13 protein-coding genes are annotated in these 16,125 nt (G+C 60.2%); 7 read left to right on the forward strand and 6 right to left on the reverse strand.

The features are described from left to right. Positions 1-125: 125 nt before the first annotated feature. The 6 genes from BS300_RS07135 (at position 126) to BS300_RS07160 (ending at position 6,977) form a co-directional block, all read left to right on the forward strand. The gene (locus BS300_RS07135) at positions 126-1,547 is read left to right on the forward strand and encodes a carbon starvation protein A (protein WP_071911768.1); all 1,422 of its coding nucleotides are present in this window, start codon (positions 126-128) and stop codon (positions 1,545-1,547) included. 210 nt (positions 1,548-1,757) lie between these two features. After that, a complete protein-coding gene (locus BS300_RS07140; RefSeq protein ID WP_033113465.1) occupies positions 1,758-2,096 on the forward strand; it encodes a DUF3302 domain-containing protein in 339 nt (112 codons plus the stop codon). Between the two features lie 3 nt (positions 2,097-2,099). Then, positions 2,100-3,137: an HlyD family secretion protein gene (locus BS300_RS07145; RefSeq protein ID WP_043851321.1), complete on the forward strand. Its 1,038-nt coding sequence runs from the start codon at positions 2,100-2,102 to the stop codon at positions 3,135-3,137. A 104-nt stretch (positions 3,138-3,241) separates the two neighbouring features. Next, positions 3,242-5,002, forward strand: coding sequence for a DEAD/DEAH box helicase (locus BS300_RS07150; RefSeq protein ID WP_071911968.1), 1,761 nt, complete (start codon positions 3,242-3,244; stop codon positions 5,000-5,002). 132 nt (positions 5,003-5,134) lie between these two features. Continuing rightward, entirely contained in the window at positions 5,135-6,571 is a 1,437-nt protein-coding gene (gene dacB, locus BS300_RS07155) for a D-alanyl-D-alanine carboxypeptidase/D-alanyl-D-alanine-endopeptidase (RefSeq protein ID WP_042032408.1), read from the forward strand. A 139-nt stretch (positions 6,572-6,710) separates the two neighbouring features. Next, complete coding sequence (locus BS300_RS07160; RefSeq protein WP_033113477.1) at positions 6,711-6,977, forward strand: GrxA family glutaredoxin; 267 nt, start codon at positions 6,711-6,713, stop codon at positions 6,975-6,977. 76 nt (positions 6,978-7,053) lie between these two features. On the opposite strand, the gene BS300_RS07165 is transcribed toward BS300_RS07160, so the two are convergent. Then, entirely contained in the window at positions 7,054-7,899 is an 846-nt protein-coding gene (locus BS300_RS07165; protein WP_042032407.1) for an endonuclease/exonuclease/phosphatase family protein, read from the reverse strand. A 105-nt stretch (positions 7,900-8,004) separates the two neighbouring features. Between BS300_RS07165 and BS300_RS07170 the strand changes: the two genes are divergently transcribed. Next, positions 8,005-8,229 (forward strand): hypothetical protein, encoded by a 225-nt coding sequence (locus BS300_RS07170; protein WP_005337874.1) that lies wholly within the window; start codon positions 8,005-8,007, stop codon positions 8,227-8,229. On the opposite strand, the gene yciA is transcribed toward BS300_RS07170, so the two are convergent. From yciA to BS300_RS07195, 5 genes are all read right to left on the reverse strand, one after another. Beyond that, positions 8,230-8,634 carry an acyl-CoA thioester hydrolase YciA gene (gene yciA, locus BS300_RS07175; protein ID WP_033113469.1) on the reverse strand — a complete coding sequence of 135 codons (405 nt, stop codon included), beginning with the start codon at positions 8,632-8,634 and terminating at the stop codon, positions 8,230-8,232. Between the two features lie 59 nt (positions 8,635-8,693). After that, positions 8,694-9,542, reverse strand: a complete 849-nt coding sequence (locus BS300_RS07180; protein WP_071911770.1) for an SDR family oxidoreductase — start codon at positions 9,540-9,542, stop codon at positions 8,694-8,696. Between the two features lie 226 nt (positions 9,543-9,768). After that, positions 9,769-10,497 (reverse strand): hypothetical protein, encoded by a 729-nt coding sequence (locus BS300_RS07185; protein ID WP_071911772.1) that lies wholly within the window; start codon positions 10,495-10,497, stop codon positions 9,769-9,771. A 178-nt stretch (positions 10,498-10,675) separates the two neighbouring features. Then, the gene (gene nifJ, locus BS300_RS07190) at positions 10,676-14,251 is read right to left on the reverse strand and encodes a pyruvate:ferredoxin (flavodoxin) oxidoreductase (protein ID WP_071911774.1); all 3,576 of its coding nucleotides are present in this window, start codon (positions 14,249-14,251) and stop codon (positions 10,676-10,678) included. Further along, positions 14,248-15,894, reverse strand: coding sequence for an NAD(P)-binding protein (locus tag BS300_RS07195; protein ID WP_071911776.1), 1,647 nt, complete (start codon positions 15,892-15,894; stop codon positions 14,248-14,250). The genes nifJ and BS300_RS07195 overlap by 4 nt, the downstream gene beginning before the upstream one ends. Positions 15,895-16,125 lie beyond the last annotated feature (231 nt).

Raw genomic sequence — 16,125 nt, forward strand, 5'->3', positions numbered from 1 at the left:
CCTGATCACAGCCGCCGACCGTTCGGCACGCCATGGCGCCGCTCATCTTTTTTCACCTGCCATTAACAGCTCAACGTCCTAGAGTGGCTGCGCACACCTAAAAATAACAATGCAGGAGCGTAGCAATGATCTGGTTCTTCCTCTGTGTCGGCTTACTTGTGGCCGGCTACTTCATATACGGCAAATTCATCGAACGGATATTCGGCCCGAAACCGGAGCTGAAAACCCCCGCCATCACCATGGCTGACGGGGTGGACTATGTCCCCATGTCGGACAAGAAAGTCTATCTGGTTCAACTGCTCAACATCGCCGGCGTCGGCCCCATCTTCGGCCCCATTTTGGGTGCCCTCTATGGCCCGGTCGCCATGCTCTGGATCGTCTTTGGCTGCATCTTCGCCGGCGCGGTTCACGACTACTTCTCCGGCATGCTGTCGGTGCGTGCCAGAGGCGCCTCGGTACCGACCGTAGTCGGTGAGCATCTGGGCAATGCCGCCAAACACTTCATGAACCTGTTCGCCGTGGTGTTGCTGATGCTGGTGGGCGTGGTGTTCGTGCTGAGTCCGGCAGGGCTGCTCGCCAACCTCACCTCCACCGATCTGGTCTACTGGATCATGGCGATTTTTGCCTACTACATCCTCGCGACCATAGTCCCCATCGACAAGATCATCGGCCGCTTCTACCCCATCTTCGGCGCCCTGCTGGTCTTCATGTCGGTCGGCCTTATCATCGGTCTGATTGTCTCCGGCAAAGGCTTCTACAACACCGGGATGGACTTCTCCAACCTGCACCCGACCGAGCTGCCGCTCTGGCCGCTGCTGTTCATCACCATCGCCTGTGGCGCGGTATCCGGCTTCCACGCTACCCAGTCACCGCTGATGGCGCGCTGCATGCAGAACGAGAAATCCGGCCGTTTCATCTTCTACGGCGCCATGATCGGTGAAGGGATCATCGCCCTTATCTGGTGCACCCTGGGTCTCTCCTTCTACGACAGCACCGAAGCGCTCAACGCCACCATGGCCAACGGCGGCCCGGCTGCCGTAGTGCACGAAGTCTCCACCAGCCTGCTCGGCACCGTGGGCGGCATTCTGGCCATTCTCGGTGTGGTGATCCTGCCTATCACCTCGGGCGACACCGCGTTTCGCAGTGCCCGCCTCATCGTGGCGGACTTCCTGAAGCTGACCCAGAAACCGATGGCCAAGCGTCTGCTGATCGCCATCCCCATGTTCATCCTTGGTTTCATCATCTCCAAGGCCGAGTTCGGGGTGATCTGGCGCTATTTCGGCTGGGCCAACCAGACCACCGCCGTCATCATGCTGTGGGCCGCTGCCGCCTTCCTCATCAAAGAGGGCAAGCTGCACTGGGTCTGCACCATCCCTGCCATGTTCATGACCGCCGTGGTGTTTACCTACCTGGCCAACGCCCCCATCGGGTTCGGGCTGGAGATGGGGATCTCGACCATCATCGGTCTGGCCGCCACTACCGTGATTACCGTGGCCTTCCTGATGAAATTCCGCCAACCGTTGGTCAGCAACCCCAGCGAAGGGTGATGCCGGTATCCGGTTGTAAAAAGGGGGCCAACAGGCCCCTTTTACATTGACAAAAAAGCCAATAAAACAACCCGTTATTCCCTTAAGCTCCTATACAGCACAAGCCCTTAAGATTCCGTGCGGCCTGACGATAAATATGTGATTTTCAATTGCTTTCCCGAATATATGAATCAATGATAAAGCTGTGCTTGAAGCCAGTGGAGGTTATACATGTTCCTTGATTACTTTGCCCTTGGCCTGCTCGTCTTTGTCGCGCTGGTCATCTTCTACGGAGTCATCGTGATCCACGATATTCCTTACGAAATCGCCAAACATCGGAATCACCCTCATCAGGATGCCATTCACGTTGCCGGCTGGGTCAGCCTGTTTACGCTGCACGTGCTGTGGCCTTTCCTCTGGATCTGGGCCACCCTCTACCGCCCGGATCGGGGCTGGGGCTTTAACCAGCGCCTGCAAAAAGATGAAGATGATATCGCGGCCCTCAGAGAGGAGCTGGCCGAGCTGAAAGGCCGCCTCAACCATATCGAACAGCAAGAGCAACAGGGATAAATCATGGACCTGCTACTGATCCTGACCTACACGGCACTCTGCGTGGCCATCTTCAAAATCTTCCGGATCCCGCTCAACAAGTGGACTGTTCCCACCGCCGCGCTGGGTGGCGTGATCCTCATCGGCACCCTCATCATGCTGATGAACTACAACCACCCCTACTCCGAGATGGCGCGCAACTACTATCTCTCAACCCCGATTGTGCCGCTGGTCAAGGGCCGGGTAGTCGAAGTGCCGGTACAAGCCAACCAGCCGGTGAAAAAGGGCGACGTGCTGTTTCGCCTCGATGACGAGCCTTTCAGACTGAAAGTGGATAGCCTGACTGCCCGCCTCGATGCCAACAAGGATCAACTCAAGTCGATCGATGCCAGACTGCGCTCCGCCAAGCTGGATCGGGATCGCGCCAGCGACCTGATGCGCCGTGGCGTCGGCAAGCAGCGCGACCTCGACGTAACCCAGGCGAGCGTGGACGAGATCGCCGCCCAGATGGATCAGCAACGCGCCATGCTGGAAGATCTGCAGGCCCAGCTCGATGAAGCCAAATACCAGCTGGCCCAGACCGTGGTCTATGCCCCGAGCGATGGCCATGTGGTGCAGCTAGCCCTGCGTCCCGGCATGATCGCCACCCCCTTCATGTATCGTCCGGTGATGACCTTCATCCACAAGGATGAGACCGCCTATGTCGGCTGGTTCTGGCAGAACAGCATGCAGCGTCTGGCGGTGGGTGACGAGGCCGAAGTGGTGATCGACGGCATCCCCGGCAAGATCTTCAAGGGCAAGGTAACCGCCGTGATCCCGGCCATCGCCGCCGGCAACGTGCAGGCCAACGCCATGCTGCTGGATCAGACCAGCGCTATCCGCCCGGGCCGCATGCCGGTGCTCATCTCCATCACCGACCCCGAGTGGGCCAAGTATCAGGTGATTGCCGGTGCCAGCGGACAGGCCGCCGTCTATACCGAGTACTTCCACCACGTCTCGGTGATGCGCAAGGTACTGCTGCGCATGGCAAGCTGGATGAACTACATCTTCCCCTTCCACTAAGCACACAATCTATTCAGCGGGCCGGCATCATGCCGGCCCGCTGTTTTTGTGGCGGCAAGATCCCTATAATGGCGCCATCCTGCCCTGCCCCGCGCCAAACCTGCATGTTCGTTCTCAGACCCTACCAGACTGACGCCGTCAACGCCGTTATCAGCCACTTTCGCAAACACCCGGATCCCGCCGTGGTTGTGCTGCCCACCGGGGCCGGCAAGAGTCTGGTGATCGCCGAACTGGCCCGCAAGGCACGCGGTCGGGTGCTGGTGCTGGCCCACGTCAAGGAGCTGGTGGAACAGAACCACGCCAAGTACGAGGCGTGGGGGCTCAAGGCCGATATTTTCGCCGCCGGGCTGGATCGCAAGGAGGCCAGCGCACAGGTGGTGTTTGGCTCGGTGCAGTCGGTAGCGCGCAATCTGGCTGCCTTCGACGGGGCGTTTTCGCTGCTCATCATCGACGAGTGCCATCGGGTCTCGCTGGATGACGACAGCCAGTACCATCAGGTGATCAACCATCTCAAGGCTGCCAATCCGGCCCTCAAGATCCTCGGCCTCACCGCGACCCCCTATCGCCTCGGGCTGGGCTGGATCTACCGGCGCCACTACCACGGCATGGTCAAAAGCCACGGCGAGCGGCTGTTCGGCGACTGCGTATTCGAGCTGCCGCTGCGCTTTATGGTCAAAAACGGCTACCTGACGCCACCGCGCATGGTGGATGCCCCCATCGTTCACTACGACTTCAGCAAGCTGGTGCCGCGGGAGAATGGCCTCTTCAGCGAGGCGGAACTCAACGGCGAGCTCAAGCGACAGGAGCGGGTTACACCCCATATCCTGAGTCAGGTACTGGAGTATGCCGCCGACCGGCAGGGGGTGATGATCTTCGCCGCCACCGTCGAACACGCCCGTGAAATTCACGGCCTGCTTGGCGCCCGAGGCCAGCAGGCAGCCCTTATCACCGGCGAAACGCCGGGGCCGGAGCGCGATGCCCTCATCAACGCCTTCAAGGCGCGCGAGCTCAAGTTTCTGGTCAACGTGGCGGTGCTCACCACCGGCTTCGACGCCCCTCATGTCGATCTTATCGTGATGCTCAGGCCCACCGAGTCGGTCTCGCTCTATCAGCAGATCGTCGGGCGGGGCTTGCGTCTCTCGCCGGGCAAGGAGGATTGTCTGGTGCTCGACTACGCCGGCAACAACTTCAACCTGTTTGCCCCCGAAGTGGGGGAACCCAGGCCGCACGCCGGTACCGAGCCGGTGCAGGTGCCCTGCCCCGCCTGCGGCTTTGCCAACACCTTCTGGGGCAAGACCGACGAGGATGGCAAGGTGATCGAGCACTACGGCCGCCGCTGTCAGGGGCTGTTTGAAGATGACGAGGGCAACCGCGAAGAGTGCGACTACCGCTTTCGCGCCAAGATCTGCACCGCTTGCGGCAGCGATAACGACATCGCCGCCCGCCGCTGCCAGAGCTGCGATCAGCTGCTGGTCGACCCTGACGACAAGCTCAAAGAGGCGCTCAATCTCAAGGATTGCATGGTGATCCGCTGCGCCGGTCTCACCTTCACCGCAGGGCGCGGCAAACAGGGGGAGCGGCTGGAGGTGATCTATCACGATGAGGATGGTCTCACCCTCAATGAGTACTTCGGATTTCACTCCGAGGGCGCACGGCGCTTGTTTCAACAGCACTTTGTGCGTCATCATTGGCCCGCCCCGGGTCTGGAGCCCGAATTTGCCACCCTGGCGAGCGTGCTGGCGGCAGAAAGCCAGTTTCGCCATCCCGATTTCGTCATCGCCCGCAAATCGGGGCGCTTCTGGCAGATAAAAGAGAAGATTTTTGATTATGAGGGTCGCTATCGCACCGCCAACTCGCTGGCGTGATGGCCAGTGGCGACCGGCATAAATCGTATGAATTGCTTTGCCACGGCCGATCCTGCATCGGCGGGTGAAACAAGGTTGAATTATCAGGGTCAGTGCTATCGGTCTGGCCCCTTCATCACGTTAGAGGATGTTATGCAGCGGCTGTTGATTGGTTTTTGTGCTCTTTTCTCTCTGGCGGCTCACGCCGCCCCGCTGACGCCCCCCCAGGGGGGCCAGTACGCCATCATAGTGCAGGGTAACAACGGCGTTGAGTTTGCCCGTCATGCGGATCAGATGATCGCCCCCGCCTCCACCATGAAGGTGCTCACCGCGCTGGCGGCCCGCCTTGAGCTCGGCGCCGACTTCCGCTTCGCCACCGACATTCAGGCCCAGCCCGGCGCCAAGCAGGGCAACGTCATCAATGGCGATATCTGGATCAACTTCGTCGGCGACCCCACCCTGTCACGGATGGATCTGCTGGCCCTGTTCAAGCAGCTCGGCGTCAACCAGATCAAGGGCAACGTCTACGTCAACACCGGCGCCTACAACGGCTACGAGCGCGGCAACGGCTGGTCGTGGGGGGATCAGACCCTCTGCTTCGCCGCTCCTGTCTCCTCGGTCATCATCGACAAGAACTGCGCCTACGGCACCATTACCGCCACCCAGATTGGCAAACCGGCGGTGGGCAATGTAGCTACCGGCGTGCCCATCGGCATCGGTGCCGATAACGTGGAAGTGATGAGCTACGCCGACATGGCGCGCCAGTTCTGCGCACTGGAAGTGGACATGGCCAAGGGAAACTTCTACGAACTCAAGGGCTGCATCACTCCGAACAAAGATCCGCAGGGTCTGCGCTTCGCCATCCACGACGTGGAAGCCTGGGGCTGGGACAACATCCGCTGGGCGATGGACCGTGCAGGTATCAAGCATGACGGCCTGCTGCGGGTCACCCACAAGGCGCCGGACAACGCCGAGACGCTGGGCACCCACTACTCGGTCTCTCTGCCGGTGATGCTGGCGAAGATGCTGAAGAAATCGGACAACCTCTATGCCGATACCTTCCTCAAGACCGTGGGCCGCCACTACTACAACAAGCCGGGCAGCTATCGCAGCGGCACCATGGCGGTGCGCGCCATCCTGACCAAGAACGGCATCGATCTGGGCAACGCCACCCTGGCTGACGGCTCCGGCCTCTCCGCTCACAATCTCATCAGCGCCCGCCAGATGCTGTCGGTGCTGAACTTCATCCAGAAGAATGATGCCGAGCTTGGCCTCATCAAGCTGCTGCCAAGCTCGCAGGTAGATGGCACCCTGGCGTGGCGGCGCAGCGTCACCGCCCCCATGATGAAGAACAAGGTGCATGCCAAGACCGGCACCATCACCGGTACCTCCAACCTGGTGGGCTTTATCGATACCGCCGGTGGCCAGCGCAAGGCGTTCGTGATGTTCCAGCGCGGCCTGTCGCAAGACCCGGCGACCCACGATCGTTACCGCGCCAGCAAGGCACCCTGGCCCTGGACCGTGTTCGAGAAGGGGGTGCTGGAGAGCATCTACCAGCAGCAGCCGATCCAGATTGCCGACGAGAACTGAGGCAATAGAAGCGCTCGAATCACGGTATCGACAATTTCAACTTTAAGTCGTGACGAGGGGGGGATATGCTGTCCCCTGCCTCTTATCAATGGCCTGACCTGACGGTTTCACACAACGGCCTCACCAACGGAGAGAAAAGATGTTTGCAGTGATTTTTGGTCGCCCCGGCTGCCCCTATTGCGTTCGTGCCAAACAGATTGCCGAGCAGCTGGTTGAACAGCGCGATGATTTCAAATTCCGCTACGTCGATATCCACGCCGAAGGCATCACCAAAGAAGATCTGGCCAAGAGCGCCGGCAAACCGGTCAACACAGTGCCGCAGATCTTCCTGGACGAGCAGCACATCGGTGGCTGCACCGATTTTGAAGCCTACGCCAAAGAGCATCTGGGCCTCTATCAGCAGTAATGCCTCTGTCGCTGGCAACAGCGCAAAAAAATCCGGCGCCATTGGCGCCGGATTTTTTTATGGGGCAATCACAAGATTACGGCGTCAGCGACTGGGCAGCAAAGCGCGCAATGATGGGGTTGTGATCGGAGCTGTCGGTCGCAGGTGAACTCACCTCGACCAGATCCAGATTGCGGTAGTAGAGATGATCCAGCGGACGACCAAAAGCGGTGCGGCGCAAGTCAGGCACCGGCACGGCCTCCTGCAGACCCAGCTCTTCAACCAGCTTGCTCAGCCAGAACTGACGCTTGTCGCTCCAGGTGTTGAAATCACCAGCCAGGATCACCGGCCCCTGATGGCGGCGCACCAGCGCAGTCAGATCGTTGAGCTGCTCGCGGAAGGTGGCCATCCCCAGTTCGAAGTTGACCGCATGGAGGTTGATCACCAGCACGCCATCAGGATCGCCCTGCAGCGGATAGAGGCTCACCAGCCCGGATTTGGGGATGCGCAGCAAGGGCTCGGGGGAGCGCACGCCACAGACGAACGCCTGCGGGGTCTTGGCTACCGTCATCACCCCGAACGACACGCCGCCCTGGGTGAAAGCTTGCAGCTGTTGCCACTGGAAATCACCGGCGCGCAGCCAGTCAAGCATCTCGGGACGGGTGGCAGACTCTTGCAGCAGCACCAGATCCTGCCCCTTGGCGTAGCTGTCCATCCCCTCGCGCCAGTTCTTGCGCTGTCCCTTGTAGAGGTTCCAGACCGTGATGCCGAATTCACGGGGCAGTGCCGTGGTCGCCAGCGCCACCAGCGGCGGACGCTGGCAGTCGATACCCGGCACAATCCCATCGGCCGTGACCAGATGGTTCTGATCCGGCACCTCGAAACAGCCTACCAACCCCAGGGTCAGCAGGGAGGTGCCAAGAATGCGATAACTATTTTTCATCGGCTAAACCGCCCGCCTTTGCTTTGTATCTTGACCATCACAAACGTCATCAACGCCGACTAAGCTGATAGTCCCTGTTCCACTCAACCAGAAGGACGCTGTCTCATGGCGAAAGAACTTCGGTACAACGTGACGTTTTATGATCAACAAGGAAACTGTCATCAAGTGGAGCTGGCCACCGTCTACCAGATCAGACGGGACCCGCAGTGCGATCTCTGTCTGTTCGACACCCTTCAGTATGTAGGGTCAGAGGAGATGCTGGAACGCATGATACGGCAAAAAACCGGGCTTGAGCAGGAAATATCCATCATCAACGCCCGGCTTATTTGATCAGGCACTCACCGGAACCGGGCGGGATTTGCCGTGTTCGTCGATGGCGACATAGGTGAAGATCCCCTCGGTCACGCAGTAGCGCTGGGCGTCGTTTTCCCGCAGTACCGGCTTGACCCACACCTCCAGCTTGAGCTTCATGGAGCTGCGGCCGATCTTCATGCAGCGGCCGTAGCAGCAGACCACATCGCCCACCTTGACCGGACTGTGAAACGTCATTCCTTCGACGGATACGGTACAAATACGTCCTTTTGCCAGCTCCTTGGCCATAATGCCCCCACCTATATCCATCTGGGACATGATCCAGCCACCAAAGATGTCGCCATTGGGGTTGGTATCGGCTGGCATTGCCAGGGTTCTCAGCAACAACTCCCCATCGGGGTGACGTTTTGTATCTACCATCATTACCGCCTCTCTCTCATGGATGGCGGCATGATAGGGGGCGATCACCCCCTTGGCAAACCTCAATTGCCCGAGGCGGCGAGCTCGGCAAACCAGTGGGCCGGATCGGGCCAGCGATAGTTGAATCCCATCTGCTGGCAAATCAGCTGACCGTCGATGGGCTGAAATTCACCGGCGGGCTCGATAAATACCGGCACAGGCAGCCCCTGCTGGCGCGCCGCAAAGGGGTAGAACTGCTCGCGGCGCGGATGCACCGGCGCGCTCAGGTTGAAGACATCCCTATCCTTGCCCCGCTCCAGCAGCAGCATGCAAGCCGCCACCACATCGTCCAGATGAACCAGATTGACCGACTGGGCGCCGCCATCGAGAGTCTTGCCCGCGAGGAAACGGCCGGGATGGCGATCCGGGCCATAAAGGCCGGAGGGGCGCACTATCATCACCGTCTCGAAACCGGCCGCCAGCACCGCCTGCTCCGCTGCCAGCATCCGCTCGCCACGGGCATGGCGGGGTTTGGGCAGCTCACCCTCCTGCTGCCCCGCCCCCCATACCGAGGTGGCGCTGACAAACAGCACCCGCCGGGTGCCGTGCGCTTTGGCCAACGCGCAGGCCTTTGCCACCGCTTGCGGGTAGTCATCGGTCTTGCTGGGCGGTACGCAGATAACCAGCGATTCGCAGGGGATGGGCCACGGCGCTTTTTGAGCAGAGACGGGCATCTCGGCAGAGCCCATGTTGGCAGAGATGGTCAGCGGATAGGCGTTGATCCCCTTCCCCTGCAGACGGGCCGCCTTCTCGGCGCTGCTGACCGTCACCGCCACCTGCTTGCCTGCCGCCATCAGAGCCCGCGCCAGCGGCAGCCCGAGCCACCCCGCCCCCAGAATGCCGATCGTCCCGGCGAAATGTTGCTCTGTCATCGTCCCTTCTCCTGCTTGACACTATTTGCCCCGCAGCTTACCTGCCTTGGAATAAAAAGAAAGCCTTGGCCAACATCTCTACTTACTACTGATAGACAAATGCCGCCTAGATTTAATCGCTATCGTCATTCAATGGGGATTGTTAACCTAAAGTTGGGGCAATATTAATAAGGTTTTTATAATAGATATAGCCAGTTCAAATTGACACTCCATCTTTAGTTATTTGCTATACGATTTGATGGCAAAGTTCACTCACTTCTGGACATTCAAGCAGGAATGGCATCATTGGATTTGAATTTTGTGGTATCCACAAAAACCTAAACTCTTTTTGGGATGAGTATTGATCACTCGGTTTTACAAAACCTATCGGCCCAGGTGGAGATTGTAACCCAGTATAAGTTCGACTGTTATACTTCACTAACCCCATGCCGCCTTCTTTTATTAAAGAAATAACATTTAAACGTGCTGAAACACGTTTGAAAAATTCGAGCGGGTTTGAAATTTTTACGCAGTAATTGCCAAATGTGTCAGACAAATTTCTAGGGTTAAAATCCCTAGTCGTACACAACACATACGCATCTGGCAATCTCTGGGTATTAATACAATTACTTATTGTAATATTAGAGCAACCTTCACCTATATGTATCCCACTACGAGCAGCCATTTCAATAAAGGCGGGATCGTGACTGCCACCAACAATATGCCCTGATTTATACGTATGAGTTGCCTCATTGGGATCACCCTGTAATGGGTGCTCATATTGTCGGCATGTTTCTAATGTACTTATCCATACTTTTCCTTTGCATAAGGATTCTGCTTGCCACTTTTCAGGAAAAAATCTGTAAATAGGTTCATTATATCCATCAATTGAAACTAACCTTTTCAACAAATCCAAGTTATTTTCAGCAAATTTCCGTGCTTTTCGCTCTTTCTTTAGCCTACTTTTCTTACCCATGAAACGCCCTTTCCTAAAACAACACTATAACTATACTCAACGTCATATATAAACATGCTATCCGGTATATCGTGCCCAACACAATTAGATATATCAATCATTTTATCAGTTATAAAAAACATAGCCCTGTAAAAAGCGGGCCAATGGCCCGCTTGGTTATATTTCACTCACTCCATTCTCACACCGGCGGATGGAAATGGCTGGCCTCACGGGTGGCCATCTCCTCGTAGGTGGCCCACTTCTGCCACGCCACTTTTTGCGCTACCTGCATCAGCCGCTCAGCCTCCTCCGGATGGCTCTGGGCCAGCACCCGATAACGGGTCTCCTCCTGCCGATATTCAGCAAGGGGAATGGAGGGGCGCAGGCTGTCGAGGCTGAATGGGTTCTGCCCAGCGCTGCGCAATACCGGGTTGTAGCGCATCAGCGGCCAGTGACCGGAGGCCACGGCCCGTTTTTGCTGGGTCAGGCCAAACTCCATATCGATGCCGTGGGCGATACAGTGGCTGTAGGCGATGATAAGCGACGGGCCCGGATAGGCCTCCGCCTCACGCAAGGCTTGCAGCGCCTGCTGCGGGTTGGCCCCAAAGGCGATGCGGGCAACATAGACGTTGCCGTAGGAGATGGCCTGCAGCGCCACATCCTTCTTGGCCAGCGTCTTGCCCCCCGCCGCGAACTTGGCGACGGCACCGAGCGGGGTCGATTTCGACATCTGCCCACCGGTGTTGGAGTAGACCTCGGTATCCATCACCAGCACGTTCACATCGCGGCCGGAGGCGAGCACGTGATCGAGCCCCGATGAGCCGATGTCATAGGCCCAGCCATCGCCGCCGATGATCCAGACCGAGCGGCGCACCAGCTGATCGATAAGTGACAGCAGCTCGCGGGCCTTGCCGGATTTCACCTCTTCCAATCGCTCCCGCACTTGCGCCACCCGAGTCCGCTGGGCACGGATCTCCGACTCCAGCCGTTGCGGGGCGCTAATCAGGGTATCGACCAGCTCTGGGCCCAGCTCCCCCTTCATCGCTTCGAGGGCCGCCACCGCCTGACCGTGATGCTGATCGGCAGTGAGACGAAAACCAAAGCCAAACTCGGCGTTGTCCTCAAACAGGGAGTTCGACCAGGCCGGCCCCTTCCCTTCGCCGTTCTTGGCCCATGGCGTAGTCGGCAGGTTACCGCCGTAGATGGAGGAGCAGCCGGTGGCGTTGGCCACCAGCATGCGATCGCCAAACAACTGGGTCAGCAGCTTGAGATAGGGGGTCTCGCCACAACCGGCGCAGGCACCGGAGAACTCGAACAGGGGTTCGAGGAACTGGGTGCCGCGCACCGTGGAGAAGTCCACCCGCTCGCGGGCAGGCCACGGCAGGCTCTCGAACCAGCGCAGCGCCTGTTTCTGGCCAGCCAAATGCGGCGCCTTGTCCATCATGGCGATGGCGCGCTCGCCTTCATGGCTCTCATCCGCTCCAGCCCGCACCGGACAGGCCTGCACGCACTGGCCGCAGCCGGTGCAATCTTCCGGGTAGAGCTGCAAAGTGTAGCGGCTGTCGGGGAAGCCCTTGGCGGTGACGGGCACCGACTGCGCTGCCTCGGGGGCGGTCGCCAGCCAGTCCTGATGGTAGAACTTGGCCCGCAGCGCCGCGTGGGGGCAGACAAAGACGCAGTTGCCGCACTGGATGCAGATATCCGAATGCCAAATCGGGATCTCGCGGGCGATATCCCGCTTCTCGAAGCGGCTGGTGGCGGTGGGGTAAGTGCCATCCACCGGCAGCATGGAGACGGGGATCAGATCGCCGCGCCCTGCCAGCATCTCGCCGGTCACCCGCTGGACAAACTCGCTGCCGCCGGGAGCCAATGGCAGCGGATAGTCGCTGATCTGCTCCTCACCGGCCGGGATGGCCACCTGGTGCAGATGAGCCAGAGTGTCGTCCACCGCCGCGAAGTTGCGCTCGACCACCTCGGGCCCCTTGCGGGCATAGCTCTTCTCGATGCTCTCCTTGATCAGCGCAATCGCCTCATCCCGCGGCAAGATGCCAGCCAACGCGAAGAAGCAGGTCTGCATAATGGTGTTGATGCGATTGCCCATACCGTTGCGCTCGGCCACCCGATCGCCGTCGATGCAGTAAAGGCGGATATCGAGGGCGCGAATGCGGGCGCGCAGCCGCTCGGGCAGCTCGGCCCAGACACGGTCAGGCTCATAGGGAGCATTGAGCAGCAGGGTCGCCCCTTCGGCTGCGTGCTCCAGCAGATCCACCGACTCGACAAAGCCCCACTGGTGGCAGCCGATAAAGCTCGCCTGCTCGATAAGCCAGGGGGCATCGATTGGCTCGGGACCAAAGCGCAGGTGGGAGACGGTGCGCGAGCCCGACTTCTTGGAGTCGTAGACGAAGTAGCCCTGAGCGTGGAACCCCTCCAGCTCGCCGATGATCTTGATGCTGTTCTTGTTGGCACCGACTGTGCCGTCGGCACCGAGGCCGAAGAAGAGCGCCCGTACCCGACTGGCGGGCTCCAGATCGCCTATGGGGTGCCATGCCAGACTGAGACCCGACACATCATCGACGATCCCCACGGTAAAGCGGGGGCGCGGCGCATCGGATGCCAGCTCCTCGAATACCGCCGCGCACATGGCGGGGGTGAACTCTTTGGAAGAGAGGCCATAGCGACCGCCACTGAGCCACGGCAGCCGCTTGATAAGGCCGCGCTGCAAGCCGTCGATCAGCGCGCTCTGCACATCCAGCAGCAGCGGCTCGCCGCCCGCCCCCGGCTCCTTGGTGCGATCCAGCACCGCCATGCGCCGCACGCTCGCGGGCAGCGCATCGAGCAGCGCCTGTACCGGGAAGGGACGATAGAGGCGAATGACCAGCACCCCGGTCTTGCGATCCTGCCGGTTGAGCCAATCCACAGTGGTGCGGGCGGTGGCGGCCCCCGAGCCCATCAGCACGATGACGTCGGTGGCATCGGACGCGCCGTGGTACTCCACCAGCCGGTAGTGGCGACCGGTCAGCTCGCCGAGGTTGTCCATGCACTGCTGCACCCGCGCCGGTACCGCCTCGTAGAAGGGGTTGACGCTCTCGCGGGACTGGAAATAGGTATCCGGGTTCTGGGCCGTGCCACGCATCACCGGATGATCCGGGTTGAGGGCCCGCGCGCGGTGGGCGCGTACCCAGTCGTTGTCGATAAGGGCCCGGATCTCATCTTTATGCAGCGCGACTATCTTGTTCACCTCGTGGGAGGTGCGAAAGCCGTCGAAGAAGTGGATAAAGGGCACCCGGCACTGCAGGGTGACGCTGTGAGCGACCAAGGCCAGGTCCTGCGCCTCCTGCACCGAGCCGGAGGCAAGCATGGCAAAGCCGGTGCTGCGCGCCGCCATCACATCCTGATGGTCGCCAAAAATCGACAGCCCCTGCGCCGCCAGAGAGCGGGCCGCCACATGGAACACCGCCGAAGTCAGTTCACCGGCGATCTTGTACATGTTGGGCAGCATCAGCATCAGCCCTTGGCTAGCGGTGAAGGTGGTGGCGAGCGCCCCCGCCTGCAGGGCGCCGTGTACCGTGCCGGCTGCTCCTCCTTCGCTCTGCATCTCCACGACTGTGGGAATGTTGCCCCACAGGTTGGTCTGCCCCTCTGCCGCCCAGGCATCGGCCAGTTCGGCCATGGTCGAGCTCGGGGTGATGGGGTAGATGGCACACACTTCGCTCAGCTGGTACGCCACCCGGGCCGCGGCTTCGTTGCCGTCAACCATGATCAGTTCATGTTTCATTGGGACTCCTCCGGTTGGCGCAGCTCGATGGCGTGACAAGGGCATTGGTCGTGGCAGGCACCGCAGCCGGTGCAGCGCTCGGCATCCACCTGATACCCCAGACCCGGCCCCAACTTGGCGATGGCCTGCTCGGGGCAGCTGCCATAGCAGCCGTCACACTCGAAGCAGTTGCCGCAGGAGTAGCAGCGCGCCGCCTCGTAGCGGGCGGCCACCTCATCCAGCCCGCCGATGATCTCGCCAAAGTCGTCCCGCGCCGAGGGCGGTTTGACCGGCTGACTGCTGGCAGGGGCATGGGTCTGGAACCAGAGTTGCAACTGCTCCGGCCCCACCAGCGGATAGGAGAGCGGTTTGTGGTAGTGGCGACCACGCAGCCAGGCATCCATGTGGCGCGCCGCCTTCTTGCCGTGACCGGTGGCGATGGTGACGGTGCGCTCGGAGGGCACCATGTCGCCGCCTGCAAACAGACCCGGCACATCCGTCATCAGGTTTTCGCCAACCTGCACTACCCCCTCCTTGTTGACCCGCACGCCGGGGATGCTCTCCAACACACTCAAGTCCACCTCTTGGCCCAGCGCCAGGATCAGGGAGTCCGCTTCGAGGGTTTCAAACTTGCCGGTGGGCACCGGTTTGCCCTCAGCATCCAGCGTCATCACCTCCACCTCGATATTGGTGCTATCGAGCTGGCGGATGGTGCGCAGCCAGTTGATCTTGATCCCCTCCTCCTCGGCCTCGTCGGCTTCAAAGGCGTGGGCCGGCATATGATCCCGGTCGCGGCGGTAGATGATCATCGCCTCTTCCACCCCGAGGCGACGAGCGGTACGGGCCGCATCCATGGCGGTGTTGCCACCGCCGTAGATGGCCACCCGCCGTCCCAGTTTTGGCGGTGGCAATCCTTTCTCTTCGGCCAGACTGGCCTGCTCGAGGAAACTCACCGCATCGAGGATCTTGCCCGCCTCCCGGGCCGGAATATCGACCCGCTTGGCCAGATGGGCGCCGATGGCCATAAAAACGGCGTCAAAGCCCCCCTCGTCGCGCTCGCGCAGCACATCCTCCACCTTGTGGTTGAGAGTCAGCGTCACCCCGGCAGCCACGATGCGGGCCACCTCCCGATCCAGCACGTCGCGGGGCAGACGGTAAGCGGGAATACCGAAACGCAGCATGCCGCCCGCCAGTGGCCCCGCCTCGCGGATCTCCACCTGATGACCGAGCCGGTTGAGGTGCCAGGCGCAGGAGAGGCCGGAGGGGCCGGCGCCGATCACCAGCACCTTTTTGCCGCTGGCAGGGGCAGGTGGCGCAGGCAGCCAACCACGGGCCAGCGCTTCGCCGCCGAGGAAGCGTTCGATGGCGTGGATGGAGACGGATTCATCCACCTGCCCGCGGTTGCAGGCACTCTCGCAGGGGTGATAGCAGACCCGGCCATGAATGGCGGGCAAGGGGTTCTCTTCGATCAGGGTCTGCCAGGCCGCCTCAAAGCGACCGGCCTGCGCCAAAGAGAGCCAGGCCTGGATATTTTCTCCGGCCGGGCAGGCGTGATTGCAGGGTGGCAGGGCCGGCCGCCAGACGGGTAGCCGGGTACGCACCGGGCCTGTTCCCGTTTTCAGGGAGAGATCCGGCAATGGGGTCATGTCCAGTTGTTTGCTCATACATTGCTTTCTTCTTTTTGTGTGACAGGCCCCACCCGATGGCGCTTGATACCGTGTAGCCGAGGCGGACGGTGGCCGGATGAGGAAGAAGCGAAAGCGTTAGAAACTGGGAACTGAGTCGATAATGGCGGCTTTTTTGTACTGATTAGCGAATCAGGATCAAAAAATGTTGCATTAAATGGGTGGTTTTAAACAGAACGTGACCGGGATAACATCTTTCCCGCTTGACTC

The sequence above is a fragment of the Aeromonas sp. SCS5 genome, assembly GCF_001887375.1.
In the GTDB taxonomy this organism is placed as follows: Bacteria; Pseudomonadota; Gammaproteobacteria; order Enterobacterales; family Aeromonadaceae; genus Aeromonas; species Aeromonas jandaei.